This is a genomic window from Bradyrhizobium sp. CCBAU 65884, assembly GCF_028128835.1.
GTDB classification, from domain to species: domain Bacteria; phylum Pseudomonadota; class Alphaproteobacteria; order Rhizobiales; family Xanthobacteraceae; genus Bradyrhizobium; species Bradyrhizobium ottawaense.
In genome coordinates, this window is sequence record NZ_LBJU01000109.1 from 84,681 (window position 1) to 102,100 (window position 17,420).

Annotated in this window: 14 protein-coding genes; 7 read left to right on the forward strand and 7 right to left on the reverse strand. The window is 66.2% G+C overall.

The annotated features are described in order from the left end of the window. Positions 1 to 89: 89 nt before the first annotated feature. Both XI03_RS13665 and XI03_RS13670 read right to left on the reverse strand, forming a co-directional pair. A complete protein-coding gene (locus tag XI03_RS13665) occupies positions 90 to 722 on the reverse strand; it encodes a 2-dehydro-3-deoxy-6-phosphogalactonate aldolase (protein ID WP_271592412.1) in 633 nt (210 codons plus the stop codon). Position 723: 1 nt separating this feature from the next. Continuing rightward, entirely contained in the window at positions 724 to 1,650 is a 927-nt protein-coding gene (locus XI03_RS13670) for a 2-dehydro-3-deoxygalactonokinase (protein ID WP_028140438.1), read from the reverse strand. Between the two features lie 261 nt (positions 1,651 to 1,911). On the opposite strand from XI03_RS13670, the gene XI03_RS13675 reads away from it, so the two are divergent. Together XI03_RS13675 and XI03_RS13680 are read left to right on the forward strand one after the other, a co-directional pair. Next, positions 1,912 to 3,009 carry an LLM class flavin-dependent oxidoreductase gene (locus XI03_RS13675; RefSeq protein WP_038948189.1) on the forward strand — a complete coding sequence of 366 codons (1,098 nt, stop codon included), beginning with the start codon at positions 1,912 to 1,914 and terminating at the stop codon, positions 3,007 to 3,009. 57 nt (positions 3,010 to 3,066) lie between these two features. Beyond that, a complete protein-coding gene (locus tag XI03_RS13680; RefSeq protein WP_271592413.1) occupies positions 3,067 to 3,621 on the forward strand; it encodes a flavin reductase family protein in 555 nt (184 codons plus the stop codon). A 185-nt stretch (positions 3,622 to 3,806) separates the two neighbouring features. On the opposite strand, the gene XI03_RS13685 is transcribed toward XI03_RS13680, so the two are convergent. From XI03_RS13685 to XI03_RS13700, 4 genes are all read right to left on the reverse strand, one after another. Next, positions 3,807 to 5,669 carry a sigma-54-dependent Fis family transcriptional regulator gene (locus XI03_RS13685; protein WP_271592414.1) on the reverse strand — a complete coding sequence of 621 codons (1,863 nt, stop codon included), beginning with the start codon at positions 5,667 to 5,669 and terminating at the stop codon, positions 3,807 to 3,809. Positions 5,670 to 5,764: 95 nt separating this feature from the next. Further along, on the reverse strand, positions 5,765 to 9,070 hold the full coding sequence (locus XI03_RS13690; protein ID WP_271592415.1) for an acetyl-CoA carboxylase family protein: 3,306 nt from the start codon (positions 9,068 to 9,070) through the stop codon (positions 5,765 to 5,767). Positions 9,071 to 9,195: 125 nt separating this feature from the next. Then, positions 9,196 to 9,864 (reverse strand): aspartate/glutamate racemase family protein, encoded by a 669-nt coding sequence (locus XI03_RS13695; protein WP_212474889.1) that lies wholly within the window; start codon positions 9,862 to 9,864, stop codon positions 9,196 to 9,198. 1 nt (position 9,865) lies between these two features. After that, on the reverse strand, positions 9,866 to 10,636 hold the full coding sequence (locus tag XI03_RS13700) for a GntR family transcriptional regulator (protein WP_271592416.1): 771 nt from the start codon (positions 10,634 to 10,636) through the stop codon (positions 9,866 to 9,868). A gap of 212 nt (positions 10,637 to 10,848) precedes the next feature. Between XI03_RS13700 and XI03_RS13705 the strand changes: the two genes are divergently transcribed. Genes XI03_RS13705 through XI03_RS13725 form a run of 5 tightly spaced genes read left to right on the forward strand, consistent with a single transcriptional unit; the run spans position 10,849 to position 15,583 of the window. Next, the gene (locus XI03_RS13705) at positions 10,849 to 11,961 is read left to right on the forward strand and encodes an ABC transporter ATP-binding protein (protein WP_370155037.1); all 1,113 of its coding nucleotides are present in this window, start codon (positions 10,849 to 10,851) and stop codon (positions 11,959 to 11,961) included. A gap of 1 nt (position 11,962) precedes the next feature. Next, positions 11,963 to 13,012, forward strand: a complete 1,050-nt coding sequence (locus XI03_RS13710; RefSeq protein WP_271592417.1) for an ABC transporter substrate-binding protein — start codon at positions 11,963 to 11,965, stop codon at positions 13,010 to 13,012. Next, entirely contained in the window at positions 13,013 to 13,870 is an 858-nt protein-coding gene (locus tag XI03_RS13715) for an ABC transporter permease (protein WP_271592418.1), read from the forward strand. Continuing rightward, positions 13,860 to 14,669, forward strand: a complete 810-nt coding sequence (locus XI03_RS13720; protein ID WP_212474893.1) for an ABC transporter permease — start codon at positions 13,860 to 13,862, stop codon at positions 14,667 to 14,669. Before XI03_RS13715 ends, XI03_RS13720 begins: the two co-directional genes overlap by 11 nt. A 2-nt stretch (positions 14,670 to 14,671) precedes the next feature. Beyond that, the gene (locus tag XI03_RS13725) at positions 14,672 to 15,583 is read left to right on the forward strand and encodes a polysaccharide deacetylase family protein (protein WP_271592419.1); all 912 of its coding nucleotides are present in this window, start codon (positions 14,672 to 14,674) and stop codon (positions 15,581 to 15,583) included. On the opposite strand, the gene XI03_RS13730 is transcribed toward XI03_RS13725, so the two are convergent. Beyond that, positions 15,580 to 17,262 carry a methyl-accepting chemotaxis protein gene (locus tag XI03_RS13730; RefSeq protein WP_038971070.1) on the reverse strand — a complete coding sequence of 561 codons (1,683 nt, stop codon included), beginning with the start codon at positions 17,260 to 17,262 and terminating at the stop codon, positions 15,580 to 15,582. The genes XI03_RS13725 and XI03_RS13730 overlap by 4 nt on opposite strands. Between the last annotated feature and the right edge of the window lie 158 nt (positions 17,263 to 17,420).

Genomic DNA, 17,420 nt, shown 5'->3' on the forward strand with positions numbered 1-17,420 from the left:
TCACATCACACGATGCGCAAGTATCAGCATCGCGACTCCATGTGGTGGCACAATAGGCTATGTCAGGATCACGGCTAGTTATTGTCCGTTCAATCTTTCTGAATTGCCCGATCGTAAGCCGCGATCGTCGCCTTCGCGCGCGCGGCGACGTCGGCGACGCTCATGCCGGGCTTGTAGAGGCTGGAGCCGAGCCCGAAGGCGGTGACGCCGCCCTTGATGTACTCGGCAAAATTCTGATCGGAGACGCCGCCGACGGCCGCGATCATGACGCCTGATGGCAGCACGGCGCGGATCGCGGCAATGCCGGAGGCACCTAGCACGCTGGCCGGAAAGAATTTCAGGCCCGATGCGCCGGAGCGCGCGGCAAGCAGCGCCTCGGTCGGCGAAAACACGCCGGGTAGCGTGACCATGGCGTATTGATGCGCACGCACGAGCACCTGCGTGTCCACATTCGGCGAGACCATCAGCCTGCCGCCGACGTCATTGAGACGATCGACATCCGCGGTCGCCAGCACCGTGCCGGCGCCGATCAGCACGCCCGGAGGTGCCTGCTTCACCGCCGTTGCAATGGAGCGGAACGGATCGGGCGAGTTCAGGGGGATCTCGATCGCGGTCATGCCGGCTTCGATCAGCACGGCGACGATCGCCTCGGTCTCCTCGGGCTTGACGCCACGCAGGATCGCAACCAGCGGCCGCTTCATCGGCGGAAAGGGAACGCTCATCTCAAAGATCCTCTGATTTCGTCCAGATCGCGGCAGCTGCCATCGAAAGGCCACGGCGGACGGCTTCATCCGCATCGACCGTATCAGCGTTGACCGACAGCGCCTCGAACGCCAGCCGGTACAGCATCGCAAGCCGCCCCGAGGCGATCAGCTTGACGCCCGCTTGCGGCACGAGGCCCGAAAGCCCCGCCGCCAGCTCGACGCCGATCAACGTCCCCGACAGCGTCTCGCGCGCCGCGGCCGGCGTGCCGCCGAACAGAAGCTGGCGCGACCGCGCGCCGAACAAGAGATTGGCGGCGAAGGCCGGCGCCTCATAGGCGGCCTTCACCGCCGCCTTGAAGCTCGCGACATCCTCGGCCTCGTCGGCGCCGGCGACCGCGAGCGACAGGATGGTCTCGCGCGAGACGACGCTGAAGAGCTCGCCGGTCATGAAGGTGGAGAAGCGTTCGACCACGCCGTCCCTCACGCGCACCCATTTCGAATGCGTGCCGGGCATGCAGACCAGCGCCTCGCCCGCGGCATCGAGGCCGAGCGCGCCGAGCAGCTGCGTTTCCTCGCCGCGCATGACGTCCGGCGCGGCTGCATCGCGCTGCGCGATGCCCGGCAGGATGCGGATGTCGCGCGCTTCGCCGGGGACGCGCACGGCCTGTTTCAGGACGGCCGAGAGCGGCGCCGGCGTGTCGACATAGCCGGCTTCGACCCAGCCAGTCTTGGCACCGGCCATGCCGCAGACCAGAACCGGCAGATGATCCGGCGCTTCGATCGCCGCAAGATGCGATCGCAGCACGGCGGGAAAGCCTGCCTTCGCCGCCGCCAGCATGCCCTCGCCGCTGCGGCGCTCGGTCAGCACCTGGCCGGCACGATCGACCAGCCACAACCGGAAACTGCTGGTGCCCCAGTCCACCGCGACATAAGCGGGTTCGGTCATTCGAAACTGTCCTCGTCTCACGGCCGGGACGCCGTCTCGCGACAATGAGACGACGTCTTGCGGGTCTACCGCCGGGATACCGGCTATTGTGCGGGCAAACCAGCCCTTTCTCCGCAATTCGAGGCTCAGCCGTGCTGGCACAGCGCTTGCTGAACCGCTGGCACAGCGCTTGCTGAACCGCTGGCACAGCGCTTGCTGAAGCTTCGTTGCTCAACTCCGTCAACGCGCGACAAGACGCGTCAACATCAGATGAGGAAACCCATGGAGATCGGCTATTTCACGATGCCTTCGCATCCGCCGGAGTGCGGCCTGAAGGAAGGGAACGATTGGGACCTGCAGGTCATGCGCTGGCTCGACGAGCTCGGCTATCAGGAGGCCTGGGTCGGCGAGCACCACACCGCGCCCTGGGAACCCAATCCCACGCCGGACCTCCTGATCGCGCAGGCCCTGATGCAGACCAAGAAGCTTCGGATCGGGCCGGGCGGATTCCTGCTGCCCTATCACCATCCGGCCGAGCTCGCCAACCGGGTCGCGATGCTCGACCATCTCTCCGAGGGCCGGCTCAATTTCGGCGTCGCGGCCTCCGGCCTGCCGAGCGACTGGGCGATGTTCAACGTCGACGGCATGAGCGGGCAGAACCGCGACATGACGCGCGAGGCGCTGGAGATCATCCTGAAGCTGTGGACCGAGCCCGCGCCCTTCACCCACAAGGGCAAGTTCTGGACGGTGACCAAGCCGGACACGATGTTCGACTTCCTCAAGCCGCACATCAAGCCGCTGCAGGCGCCGCACCCGCCGATCGGCGTCGCCGGGCTGTCGAAGAACTCGGACACGCTGAAGCTCGCCGGCGAGCGCGGCTTCATCCCGATGAGCCTCAACCTCAACCCGGCCTATGTCTCGAGCCACTGGGACTCCGTCGAGATCGGCGCCGCCAAGACCGGGCGCAAGCCGAACCGGCAGGATTGGCGTCTGGTGCGCGAGGTGTTCGTCGCCGACACCGACGAGGAAGCCTGGAAGCTCTCGACCGGCGACATGATGGGCCGGATGATGGGCGAGTATTTCCTGCCGCTGCTCGGCCATTTCGGCTTCAAGGATTATCTCAAGCACGCCCCTGATGTGCCCGACAGCGACGTCACCGTCGAATATTGCGCCAAGCGGAACTGGATCGTCGGCTCGCCCGCGACCGTCGCCGAGAAGATCGAGAAGATCTACGACGAGGTCGGCGGCTTCGGCGTGCTGCTGGTGTTCGGCTTCGACTACAAGCACAAGGCGGAAGCCTGGCATCACTCGCTCTCGCTGCTGAAGAACGAGGTGATGCCGCGCCTTGCGCATCTCGGCTCCGCGAAGAAGGCGGCTTGACGCTCAGCGGGTGCGGCGCGATCGTGTCGCACCCGTTTCCATTTCGGAGGCCTCGGCGTGAGCGTGGACGCAAAGGATTTCAAGCAGGCGATGCGCCAATGTGCCGGCGCCGTCGCGCTGGTCACGGTCGGCGCCGAGCACGGCAAGCGCACGGGATTGACGGTGACCTCGGCCTGCTCGCTGTCGGACTCCCCGCCGTCGCTGATCGTCTGCGTCAACCGCAACGCCAGCGCACATGGGCGCATCCGCGAGGAAGGCGCCTTCGCGATCAACTTCCTGCACGAGGATCACGCCCTGCTCGCGCTCACCTTCAGCGGCCAGAAGGGCGTCAACGGCGACGACCGTTTTGCGTTCGGACAGTGGACGCGCGGCGCGACCGGCGCCCCGGTGCTGACGGATGCGGTCGCCGCATTCGATTGCGTGCTGGCGCAGGAGTTCGAGACGACGACGCATTCGATCTTCGTCGGCGAAGTGCGCGGCGTGTCGCATTTGGCGTCCGCAGCGCCGCTGGTGTACCTGCGCAGCAGTTTCCACACCCCGCACGAGATGCGCGAAACGGTGACGGTCGGCGACCTCGATTCACGGCATCTGAGCTGGACGGATTTTTCGTAAGAGGCGCCACGCAAGCGATCCACGACTACAGAGATCGTAGGGTGGGCAAAGCGACTTGTCCGCCGTAGCTCGAAGAGCGAAGGCGGAAGCGTGCCCACGTCTTAGGTCCTAAACGAGAAGACGTGGGCACGGCGCAAGTGCGCCTTTGCCCACCTTACGACGTCTGTGATCTGGGACAGAGACCGCTACTGCGCCGTTTCGATCTTCAGCAGCTTGATCTTCCGATAGAGCGTCGCGCGGCTGAGCTTCAGTGCCCGTGCTGCTTCGGTGACGCGTCCGCCGTGCTTGCGGAGCGCCTCGACGATCGTGGCGCGCTCGGCCGCTTCGAGGTCCGGCTCCGCTTTCCCGAACGGCGGCAGGTCGAGATCCGCATCGGTGATGACGCCGTTCTCCGCCGTGCAGCCGGCGAGCCGCAACACGTGGCGGAGCTGGCGCATGTTGCCGGGATAGGAATAGGCCGAGAGCCGCGACCACGCTTCATCCGAGAGGCGACAGTTCGGCGCCTCCTCGCGCGCGATCTGGCGGATGACGTCGTCCCGGTCGGCACGCTCGCGCAAGGCCGGCAGCCGCACCTCCAGGCCGCGCAGGCGAAAATAGAGGTCGGCGCGGAAGCCGCCTTCTTCGGCCATGCGGCCGAGATCGCGGTGGGTGGCGCTGATCAGGCGGATGTCGACGGCGACAGGCTTGAGTGCGCCGAGCGGCCAAACCTCTCGGTTTTCCAGCACGCGTAGCAAACGCGTCTGCAGCGCGATCGGCATGTCGCCGATCTCGTCGAGGAACAGCGTGCCGCCGTCGGCCTGCACGATCAGCCCTTTCGAGCCGTCGCGCCGTGCGCCGGTGAAGGCGCCGGCCTCGTAGCCGAACAGCTCGGCGTCGATCAGGCTCTCCGGCATCGCCGCGCAATTCAGCGCGACATAATTGCTGCGCGCCCGGCTGCTCGCGGCGTGAATGGCGCGCGCGAACACGTCCTTGCCGACGCCGGTTTCGCCGTGCAGCAGCACGGGCAGATTGTGATCGCCGATGCTTCGGAGCCGCTTCACGCTTCTGATCAGCCCGGGATCGCGGCCGGCGAGCCGGTGCAGCGCGTCGAAGCGATCGACAGGCGCATCGCGGCGCGGCGCGAGCGGACGCGCCGATGATCTCGTCTGCAGGGGCGGCGCAACATGCCCCTGCCCTAACGCACTGCCATCGGCGCGACGCAACTCGACTGTCTCGTCCGCGCCGCGGGCGGCATGACGATCGAACTTGACGTAGCGCGACAGGTCGATGCCGGATGCGATCAAGCCGTCGGTGAGGCCCAGCAATGCGCGCGCCGAACGGCAGGCGCCGACGATGCGGCGATCGTCGTCATAGGCCAGCAGACCGCTGCCGCCGTCGCCCGGCACGGTCGCGATCCAGGCGTTGCGGAAATGACCGCGGAAGATCGCGCCCTCCATGCGCCGCGTCGCCTCCATCGTCACCGCGAGCGCGAGCTGATGCGCAGCGCGCTCGAGATCCTCTCGGCAAGAGGTGATGTTCACGGCACCGGCGAGGCGACCGGCGTGGTCGAACAGCGGCGCCACGGCGCAGGAGAACATGTGCCACTGCGCGCGAAAATGCTCGTCACGATGCACCAGGATCGGCCTTTGCTCCGCAAGTGCGGTGCCGAGCCCGTTGGTACCTTCGAAAGCCTCGGAAAAATTCGAGCCGGTATAGACCTTCCAGCGCATGAATATTTCAGTATCGGCCGGGCCGGGCAGCCGGCTCCACAGCATCGTGGCGCTGGGGTCGGCGAGATTGACGCAATAGCCGGCCTCGCGCAGCACCCGCGCGAGGTCTTCGAGCTCCGGCGTCGCCAGCTGGATCAGCTGCTCCATCGGTTCGGCGACATGCCGGACCTCGGCCTCGGTCAGCGTCTGCGGCGGTCCCTGGCGGGCGGGGTCGAGCTTGTGGCTGATCAGGCAGCGCCGCCAGGAATCGGCAATGCGCGAAGAGGCATCGACGTCGGCCAATTGATTGGCGACGGACAAGACACGGGCGACATGGTTCGAGGCCGACAGGCTGGCCATCGCGGACGTCTCCACCCTGTATTATTGTGCAAAGTCTGGCACCACAGGCGGGGATGTCAATCCGGAACCGGAACGCAGCTATTGCTGCACCGCCCTCACCACGTATCGATGCACGGCCGCTTCTTCCCGGCCCTGGCCGGCGGCTTCGGCACCGAACGGAGTCCGGCCATGATCCAGCGCCGCGTATCGGCGGGGTCGATGACGTTGTCGATCTCGAACACCGAGGCGATCGAGACCGCCTTGCCGTTGGCATAGAGCTCGGCGACCTTGTTGCGGTAATAGGTCTCGCGCTCCTCGGGGTCGGCGATGGCTTCCATCTCCTTGCGGAAGCCGAGGCGGACGTACCCCTCCAGCCCCATGCCGCCGAACTCGCCGGTCGGCCAGGCCGCGGTGAAGAACGAGGCGTGGAAGCCGCCGCCGATCATCGACTGTGCGCCGAGGCCATACCCCTTGCGCAGCACGATGCCGAACAGCGGCACGGTGAGGCTCGCGCCCGTGACGAACATGCGGGAGACGTGGCGCACGATCGCGGTCTTCTCCGCTTCCGGGCCGACCATGAAGCCGGGCGTGTCGCAGAGCGAGACGACGGGCAAGTCGAAGGCGTCGCAGAGCTGGAGGAAGCGCGCGGCCTTGTCGCCGGCATCGGCATCGATGGCGCCGCCGAGATGGCGCGGATTGTTGGCGATCAGGCCGAACGGCCTTCCTTCGATGCGGATCAGCGCGGTGATCATGCCGACGCCGTAGTCGCGGCGCAGCTCCAGAACGGAATCCTTGTCGGCGACGAGATCGATGACGCTGCGGATATCGTAGACGCGCAGGCGATTCTCGGGGATGGCCCGGCGCAGCAGGCGCTGGTCGGCGGCCTCCCACCCCGTCACCGCGCCCTGGAAATAGGACAGGTATTTTTGCGCGACGGATGTCGCCTCCTCCTCGTCCTCGACGAGGATGTCGATGACGCCGTTCGGCGACTGGAACGAGACAGGGCCGACCTCGGCGGGGTGATAGACGCCGAGGCCGCCGCCCTCGATCATCGCAGGGCCGCCCATGCCGATCGAGGCGTTCTTGGTGGCGATGATGACGTCGCAGCAGCCGAGCATCGCGGCGTTGCCGGCGAAGCAATAGCCGGAGACGACACCAATCACGGGCACGAGGCCGGAGAGCCTTGCGAACTGCACGAAGGACGGACCGTCGAGACCGGTCATGCCGAGCCGATCAGTGTCGCCGGGCCGGCCGCCGCCACCTTCGGCATAGAACACCAGCGGCACGCGCCAGTCTTCCGCAAGGGTCAGCATGCGGTCGATCTTCTTGTGGTTCATGTGGCCCTGCGTGCCCGCGAGCACCGTGTAGTCATAGGCCACGACGATGCAGCGCGCACCCTCGGGTCCGAACTTCTTGCCATTCACCGTAGCGACGCCCATGACGAGGCCGTCGGCCGGCGTGTTCTTGATGAGGTCGTCGAGCTTGCGGCGGCGGCGCTGCGCCGCGATGGCAAGGCTGCCGTATTCCATGAACGAGCCTTCGTCGACGAGCTGGGCGACGTTCTCGCGCGCGGTGCGCTGATTGGTGTTGCGGCGGCGCTCGACCGAGGCGGGGCGATTCGCATCCAGCGTGTTGGCCTGGCGCGCGATCAGCTCGGCGAGGTCGGGGCGGATGTGGTCGAGATCGATATCGGCTTCGGCCGTCGTGCTGTCGGCCGCGACGTCGAGCGGCTCCAGATAGAGGATCGCCTCGCCATGCAGCAGCGTGGCACCGTCGCCGGCGGCGAGTTTTGTCACCCGGCCGCCCTGCTCGGCCATCACGAGATGCTCCATCTTCATGGACTCGATCACGGCGAGCTGCTGGCCGGGGCGCACGATCTCGCCCTCCTTCACCTGAATGGTGACGATGGTTCCTTGCAAGGGCGCTGCGACCATCACCGTGCCTTCAGGCACGATCTGCGCGACGTGCGTCTCCGCGCCGTAAACGCCACTTCCTTCGGTCGGCGCAAAGTAGAGCGGCTTGGCCGCACCGTCGGCGGCATCGACGAGCTTTGCGATATTGCGATCGATGAAGTCGGTCGCGATTCGGTTGGTCCTGAAATCAGGATGCGCCAGCACCGCCTGCAGGAAGGCGATATTGGTGACCACGCCGTCGATCCGGAACTCGCGCAAGGCGCGCGAGGCTTTTGCAACGACATCATGCCAGGTTTCGCCCGGCGTATGCACGATGACTTTCGCGAGGAGCGAGTCGAAGGCCGCGCTGGTCTTGTAGCCGGCGTAACCAAAACTGTCGACGCGCACGCCCGGCCCTGACGGCGGCTCGAAAACAGCGAGCACGCCGCCGGTCGGATGCGTCGCGCCTGATGCGTCCAGCGTCTCCATGTTGACGCGGAGCTGCATGGCATGGCCGCGCGGCTTCGGGATCGATCCCTGCGCAAGGCCAAGCGAGGACAGCGTTGCGCCTGATGCGACCGCGAGCTGGGCGCGGACGAGGTCGAGCCCGAGCACTTCCTCGGTCACGGTGTGCTCGACCTGGAGCCGCGGATTGGCCTCGATGAAAGCAAAGCTGTCCTCGGCGGTGCCGTCGACCAGGAACTCGAACGTGCCGAGATTGTCGTAAATCGCCGCCGTCGCAAGCTGCTTCGCCGCCTCGATGATGCGGCCGCGCAAGGGATCGCTCAGCGACGGGCTCGGCGCCACCTCGATCAGCTTCTGGTGCCGGCGCTGGATGGTGCATTCGCGCTCCCAGAGATGGGAGATCGCGCCGTGACGATCGCCGATGATCTGCACCTCGATATGGCGCGCCTGCCGGATCAGCCGCTCGGCATAGACACCGTCGAAGCCGAAGGCAGCCTTGGCCTCGGACTGGCAGCGCGCATAGGCCTCCGTGAGATCGGCCGCGTTCTCGACGACGCGCATGCCGCGCCCACCGCCGCCGGCCATGGCCTTGATCACGATCGCAGCATTGCTGCCGAGGGAGCTGAAGAACGCCGTGATCTCCTCCAGCGAGGACGGCCCGCTGGTGCCGGCAATGATCGGCACGCCGCAACGCTTTGCCAGTTGTCGTGCCGCGACCTTGTCGCCGAACAATTCGAGCGCGGCCGGCTTCGGTCCGACGAAGGTGAGTCCTGCATCGGCGCACGCCTTGGCGAATGCCGCGTTCTCGCTAAGGAAGCCGTAGCCGGGATGCACGGCATCGGAGCCGACGCTCTTTGCCGCCGTCACCACCGCATCGATGTCGAGATAGGCCCGGGCGCCGCGGCCGGGGATTTCGACGGCCTCGTCGGCAACGCGCACGTGCAGCGACAGCGCATCATCAGTGGGATGGATCGCAACGGTCGCGATGCCGGCGTCGGCCGCCGCGCGCGCGATGCGGATGGCGATCTCGCCGCGATTGGCAATCAGGAGCTTCTTGAACGACATGCGGCGGTCTCCATGCCCGCAAGCGGAGCGGGTCGGCAGGTTCGATGGTCCTGCTTCTTCACTTTAGCCGCTGCCGTCAAGGCTGCGGAAGCCGGTTGCGATGACCGCTCCCGCGGGCCGGAATATCAGCCGGCCGCACGCGCTGCGACGAGGCAAATAATCCGCGCCACGGCAGACGGGATCGGCGCGATGATCGGCACGGCGAACATGGGCTGAAGCGTTCGCGCAGCTCCGCCGAGCGGCCCGCCACCGATGATCACAGCCTCAGCTCCGTCCTTCACGATGCAGGCTTCGACCGCGCCGGCAAGAGCCGCGCGCAGCCGTTCCGAATCGCGCATCAGCTCGTGCGGATCGCCATCGGCGAAGCGCGTGCCCGTATAGCTGGATCGCAAGCCCAGCGCTTCAGGCAAGGCGTCGATCTTCGCCCCGAGCAGCGGCGTCGTGGTCGCCACGCCGAAGCGACGACCACCTTCGGCCGCCGCGAGCATCGACGCCTCGCCGATGCCGACTGCAGGCAGGTTCAGCGCGCTCTTGATCCCGGCGAGGCCCGGGTCGCCGAACGCAGCGACGATCATGCCGTCGCAAAGGTTCCGATGCGCGCTCGCGATCTCCTCGACCTCGGGCGCAGCCGCGTCCAGCGCAGCCGCCGAAACGATCATTTGGGGAGCGCGTGTTGCGGTGGCGCCGACGACGTCGAAGCTGTCGGGAACTGCGGACCTCGCAATGGCGACCATCATCGCGGTGGTCGCCTCGAGGCTGTTCGGATTGATCAGGAGGATGCGACGGCCTGACATGTCAGGCGCCGGCCCGTGAGCGCGCACCGATCTCCTTGAAGATCGCAGTGAATTCGTCGACCTCGTCCTTGTCCCCCTGCCGGCTGATCCGGCGCTCCATCTCCTCGATGTGATGACGCATCGCGTGGATCGCGCCCGCCTTGTCCCGGGCGAGGATCAACGCCCCGATGTCGGGGTGTGCATCGGGCGAGCAATCCGGCTCGCCCGGCTGCTCGAACGTCGCGATGGCCAGCGATGTCCGCAGCATCAGCTCGCGCGACATGTCCAACAGAACGCGGTTGCCCGCAAGCTTGGCGACCAGGATATGGAATTCCGCCGTAAGCGACAGCGAGGCCCAGCGGTCGTTGCGATCGTGGCGCGCCTCCAGCTCCATGTGCGCCTTCAGCGCGGCTCTGCCGGACTTGTCCAGCCGGTCGACTGCCGCGGCGACCGCGGCGACCTCGATGATGCGGCGCGCGGCAAAGATGTCCTGCGCCTCCTCCCAGCTCGGCCGGTACACGAACGCCCCGCGGTTGGGGATCTGCATCACCACCTTGCGCGAGGCGAGATGGGCGAGCGCCTGCCGGACGTGAATCCGCGTCGTGCCGAAGGCAGAAGCAAGCTTGTCCTCGCCGAGCTTGGCGCCGGGCTTGAGCCGCTTCTGGCTGATGGCGGTCAGGATGCCCTGGACCACCGGATCATCGTCGATGCTGCGCGGATCGACGGCATCTGGCTCCCCGTGTTTCGGCGCGGGGCGCTTCCGCGAGCGCTTGAGGGGGCGGGTTCGCTTCATGCCTCGCTTTTACAGGATTCTGGAATGTTGCCGCAGCCTATTTTTTATACAAACGAGGCCAATATCTGTTTACAATATAGCCACAATATTGGCGCCAATATTTGGCGACAATCAATTACCTACGTATTCACAATGTGTTGGTGAACCGTCTGCACTGGCACGGCGCTTGCTGACGACCCTCCGGCAGGACAACGCAAACGACGGAGCTGGCGTTGAGTGACGTGCGCGGACATTCGCTGGATCTGAAGGGCATCGGCCATGCTTTCGGCGCGACGGTCGCGCTGGACGAGATCGATCTTGCCGTCGCCGCCGGAGAGCTGATCGCGCTACTCGGGCCGTCAGGCTGCGGCAAGACCACGATGCTCCAGATCATCGCCGGCTTCCTGCGGCCGTCCAGGGGGGAAGTCCGCTTCGACGGTGCACGCGTCGAGCATATCCCCGCAAACCGCCGCCGCATCGGCATGGTGTTCCAGAACTACGCGCTGTTTCCGCATCTTTCCGTGTTCGAGAATGTTGCCTACGGCTTGCGGGCGCGCAAGACGCCCGGCGCCACGGTCTCTGCCAAGGTCGAGCAGATGCTCGGCCTCGTCCAGATGACGGCGTTCGCGCGCCGGCTGCCCGGAGAGCTGTCCGGCGGACAGCAGCAGCGCGTGGCTCTGGCGCGCGCGCTTGCGATCGATCCAGGCCTCGTCCTGCTCGACGAGCCGTTCTCGGCGCTCGACAAGAATCTGCGCCTCGACATGCAGATCGAGATCAAGAGCCTGCTGAAGACCTTCGGCGTCACCTCCATCATCGTCACGCACGACCAGGAGGAGGCGCTGTCGATGGCCGACCGCATCGTCGTCCTCAACAAGGGACGCATCGAGCAGATCGACAACCCGGACGCGCTCTACGACCGGCCGGCCAGCCTCTTCATATCGAGCTTCATCGGTCACACCAATTTGCTGCGCGGCACCGTCACCGAGGCGGACCGCGTGTTGCTGGAGGCGGGTCCCGAGATCGACCTCGGGCGCTCCGCGCAACGACGGCGCGGCACGCCGGTGACGATCTCGGTGCGACCCGAGAACATCGCATTCGGCGCCGCCGATCGACCGGGCGCCATTCCCGTCACGATCCGCGCCACCGTGCCGCTCGGCGCCGTCAGCGTCACCGAGGGCGTCACCCCGAGCGGCGAGGCGGTGAAGATCAGCCAGGCGCGCGCCGCGACCACGGCGAAGGCGCAGACGGGATCGACCGCCTGGCTCGCAATCTCCGACGTCTCGCGCGTCAGCGTTTTCAGCACGCCGGTCGACGGCGTCCCGGACCATCAGCAAAGGAGCGTTTGACATGAGCCTATCCCGAAGATCGCTGCTCACGACCGGTTCGGCCGCGCTTGCGGCGGCAAGCCTCGGATGGCCGACATCATCGCGCGCCGCGACCTCGATCGTGGCGACGACCTATCCCGGAAGCTTTGACGAAGCGTTTCGCGCCGTGGTCGGGCCGGCCTTCAAGAAGACCAGCGACGGCAGCGTCACCTTTACGCCCCTGCTCGGCGTCGACCAGATCGGCAAGATCCAGGCCTCGCGCAACGCGCCGCCGTTCGACGTGGTGCTGTTCGACGAGGGCCCGCTGATTCCGGCGATCGCAAGCGGCGTGTTGGAGAAATTCCCGGTCGAACAGTCAAAATCATACGCCGACATTCCGAGCGCGTTCCGCCATCCCGACGGCTACGCCCCCGTGATCACCTGTCAATTGATCGGCATCGCCTACAATCCGAAGAAGATCACGACACCGCCGACCTCCTGGGAGGATCTGTGGAAGCCCGAATACAAGGGACGCGTCGGCATCACCGGGCTCGGCTCGAGCCTCGGCACCGCCTTCATGGTCGAGATCGCAAAGCTGAACGGCGGCTCCGAGACCAATATCGAGCCGGCTTTTGAAGCGATGAAGAAGCTGCTGCCGAACGTCGGCGCGATCGCGGCCTCGCCCGGCGCGCTGGCGGCGCTGTTCCAGCAAGGTGAGATCGATATCGCCTTCAACTTCTGGAACAACGTGGCGCTGCTCGCCGCCAAGGGCGTCGATATTGCCTTCGCCAAGCCGAAATCGGGCGCCGTCGTGATCCGCACCAGCGCGCAGATCGTGAAGAACAACCAGGATCCGAAGGCGGTGCTCGAGTATCTCGACACCGCGATGTCAGCCGAAACGCAAAAGGGCATCGAGGCGGCGCCCTGGGTGATGATGCCGACCAACAGAAAGGTCGTGCTGACTGGCGCGAATCTCACTGTCGCCAAGAGCGTCGACGAGCTCGTTTCCAATAATGTGCTGCTCGACTGGACCAAGTTCCAGCCGCTGCGCGGCGAATGGATCACCCGCTTCAGCAAGGAAGTGAAGATCTAGATGATTCGAACTAGCACGAGCGCATCAAGACAGCTGCTGCCGGTGGTCCCGCTGGCGACACTGTTCTTCGCAGCCTTCGTGCTGCCGCTGCTTGCGCTCGTCGCGATCAGCCTGTTCCGCACGCCACAGTTCGCGGAGCTGTCGCTGGCGCAATATCTGCGCTTCTTCACCGATCCGTTCAGCATCAAGGTGCTGACGGACACGTTATGGTTAGGGGCAGAAGTCGCGCTGGCGACGCTGGTCCTCGCCTATCCGCTCGCGCTCGTCTATGCTGCGAGCGGTCCGTTCATGCGCACCCTGATCACCTTCTTGATCATGCTGCCGCTGCTGACCAGCACGGTGGTGCGCACCTTCGCCTGGATCGTCATCCTCGGCCGCGACGGCATCGTCAACTCGGCGATGCTGTCGCTGGGGTTCTGGCAAGCGCCTGCCCGTCTGCTCTACACCTGGGAGGGCATGGTCCTGGCGCTGACGCAGATACAGCTCCCGTTGATGGCGCTGCCGGTCATCAACAGCCTGCTGCGGCTCGACGGCAACTTGACGCGGGCGGCAGAGGGCCTCGGCGCAAGCCGCGCCCGCATCTTCGTCACTGTCATCCTGCCGCTGACGCTGCCCGGCGCCATCGCCGGATGGCTGCTCGTCTTTGCCGCGGCGGCGACCGCCTTCATCACCCAGACGCTGGTGGGCGGCGGACGCATCATCCTGATGCCGTCCTACATCTACCAGCAGGCGGTCGGCGTGCAGGACTGGCCGTTCTCGGCCGCGCTGTCGCTGATCTTCACGCTGGCCGTGACCGGCATCGTCTTTGCCGTCGGTGCGCTGTCCCGCCGCTACGTGCGAGGCGTCGATGCAGCGTAGCTTCGTCGATCGAGTATATTCGGGCGTCGTTGGCACGATCACCGGCCTCGGGATGCTGCTGCTATTGGCGCCGACACTGGTCGTTGTCATCATTTCCTTCACCGGTGGCATCACCCTGAAATTCCCGCCGCCGAGCTGGTCGCTGCGCTGGTATGTCGAACTGCTGCAATCGCAGGAGATCGTCGAGCCCGCGCTGACCAGCTTCAAGGTCGCGGCGGCGGCGACGATCCTCTCCGCGATGCTGGGCGGCGCGGCGGCGCTCGGACTGGCGCGCAGCAGGCTGAAGATCGCTCGCGTGCTGGACGCGCTGTTCATGTCGCCGATGGTGCTGCCCGCGATGGCCTTCGGCCTGTCGCTGCTGCTGGTCTTCAACCTGCTCGGCATCCGCCTGTCCGCGGCGACGCTCGTGCTCGGCCACACCGTCATCTGCGTGCCCTTCGTGATCCGGATGGTCGGCGCTTCCGTGCAGCAGCTCAATCCGGTGCTGATCACCTGCTCGCTCAGCCTGGGCGCCAGCCGCTGGTACACGTTCCGTCGTATCACGCTGCCGTTGATCCGCCGCGGCATCGTCGCGAGCTGCTTTGTCGCGTTCCTGACCTCGTTCGACAATGTGCCGGTGTCGCTGTTTCTCGCCGATGCCCGCACCGAAGTCCTGCCGATCAAGCTCTGGGCGATCCTCGAGGGCAGCCTCGACGTCCGGGTCGCCGCGGTCTCCGGCGTGATCGTACTGGTGACACTCGCCGGCCTCGTCTGCGCCGAGATCTTCGGCGGCGTCAGCCGCCAGATCGGGAATCGCTGATCATGCCGATCCAACGCGATCTTCGTGGATATGGCCGCGCGCGGCCGGATATCGTCTGGCCCAACGGCGCCCGCGTCGCGGTGTCGCTCGTGGTGAACTTCGAGGAAGGCGCCGAGCTCGCAGTCGAGCAGGGCGACGCCGAGACCGAGCGCTACGGCGAGGTCGCATCGACATCACCGCCCGGCGTGCGCGATCTCGTGCAGGAGCAGGTGTTTGACTACGGCATGCGCTCCGGCCTGTGGCGCTTCCTCGACGCCTTCGCCGACGCTGATGTCCGCTCGACCTTCATGATGTGCGGCCGCGCGGTCGAGCGCGTGCCTGAGCTTGCCCGTGCCGTGATCGAAGCGGGACACGAGCCGGCGGTGCACGGCTGGCGCTGGCTGCCGCACGCGCTCTATGCCGATGCCGAGACCGAACGCCGCGACATCGAGAAGACGCGCAACGTCATTGCTCACGCAACCGGCGTTGGGCCGGTCGGCTTCATGACCCGCGGCAGCCAGAGCGCCTGGACGCGTGACATCCTTATCGATCTCGGCTTCGCCTACGATTCCAACGCACTCGACGACGACCTGCCCTATTGGAGCCGGTCGCCGCACGGATCGATGCTGATCCTGCCCTACGGCTTCGACACCAACGACATGAAGTTCTTCCATCCGAACGGCTTCGTGCAGCCGGATGATTTTTCCGGTTACGTCAGCGCCGCGGTCGCGACGCTGATCGAGGAGGCCGAGCGCGGCCGCTCCGCGATGCTGTCGATCGGATTCCACCTGCGCATTTGCGGCCGGCCTGCGCGTTTCCGCGCAGTGAAGGCCATTCTCGCGGAATTGGCGCGACTCGAAGGCCGCGTCTGGGTGGCGACACGCGTCGACATAGCGAAGCATTTTCGCGGCGCCGCAAGCGAGCGCCGGACCTAGGCCGCGCGCACGCCCGCGACGAAAGCGCTGACTTCGTTTTCGAGCGATTGCAGCTTCTGCGTCAGGCGGCCGCTCGATTGCAGCACGAGGCCTGCGGCCTGGCCGGTCGCCGCGGTCGCGTCGCTGACGCCGGAGATGTTCTGCGAGACCTGGTCGGTGCCGGAGGCCGCCTCCTGCACGCTGTGGGCGATCGCCTGCGTCGCGGCGCCCTGCTCCTCGACCGCGGCAGCGATCGATGAGGAGATCTCGTTGACCTCCATGATGGTGGCACGGATGCTCTCGATGTTGCCGACGACCTGATTGGTCTCGGCCTGGATCGCCGTGATCTGAGCGCCGATCTCGTCGGTCGCTTTTGCCGTCTGGCTCGCCAGCGACTTCACTTCGCTCGCAACCACCGCAAAGCCCTTGCCGGCTTCGCCCGCCCGCGCCGCCTCGATCGTGGCGTTGAGTGCGAGCAGATTGGTCTGCGAGGCGATCTGGTTGATGAGGTCGATGACCTCGCCGATCTTGTGCGCGGCCGCTGCCAGCCCCTGCACGGTGTCGTTGGTGCGCTGACCGTCGGCGGCGGCCTTGTCGGCCACCGTCGCGGCCTGTGCGACGCGCTGGCTGATCTCCGAGATCGAGGACGACAGCTGGCCGGCGGCGGAGGCCACCGTCTGCACGTTGCTCGAGGCCTGCTGGCAGGCGGAGGCGACGAAGCTCGCGCGGTCGGTCGCCTTGTCCGCGGTTTCCGACATGCCCTGGGCTGCCTGCTGCATCGCGCGCGCCTCGTTGAAGACGTCGCGGACGACGGCCTGAACGCTCGCCTCGAACTTGCCGGCGAGATCGGTCATCGCCTTGCGCTTCTCGCCGTCGGCCCGCTGCTTCAGCTCCTGCTGCTCGGCATGCATCCGCCCGACGGCCGACGCATTGTCCTTGAACACGGCCAGCGCCTTGGCGAGCCCGCCGACCTCGTTGTTGCGGTCGGTATAGGGCACCTCGAACGCGCTGTCGCCGGCGGCAAGCCGCTCGGTCAGCGCGGTGATTTTTGCCAGTGGCCGGGTCACGCTGCGGCCGATCACGAAGGACGCACCGAGGACCAGGACCAGCACGGCGAGACAGACGTAGCCGAACGTCGTCGCAGCCTGGCGGAACACGGCGTCGACATCGTCGAGATAGATGCCGGTGCCGATGATCCAGCCCCAGGGCGCAAAGCCCTTCACATAGGAGATTTTCCCGACCGGCTGGTCGAAGCCGGGCTTCGGCCAGAGGTAGCCGTAGAAGCCCGCGCCCTGCTTCTTGACGACGTCGACGAAGCCCATGAATAGCGCGTTGCCGGCGGGATCCTTCATCCCGGACAGATCCTTGCCGTCGAGCTCCGGCTTGATCGGATGCATGACCATTTTGGGGGCCATGTCGTTGATCCAGAAATACTCGACCTTGTCGTAGCGCAGGCTCTTGATCTCGGCGATCGCGGCGGCCTGGGCCTGCTCGCGCGGGAGTTTCCCGTCGCTCTCGAGCTTCTGGTAGTGGGCGAGGATGCCGTAGCCGACATCGACCATCTGCTGCGTCTTGGCCTGACGATCGGCGACCATCTGCGTGCGCAGGGTCGACAGCGCGATCGGCGCCAGCGCGATCATGCCGAGAAGGCTGATGCCGACAATCAGGACCAGCTTGAAACTGATGCGGGAGAAAATCATCGGAGCTCACGAAATTTGGCGGGACAGACATGCCAATTTATCCCGATCCTCTTAGCAAAGCTTTAAGCATTCGGGTTCCCCAAGCGGCCGCCGAGGCCCGGCCGCCGCGCACGGCTTTCGCGCCCTCGCGGCGCCGCGCCCGTCTTCGAATATAAACC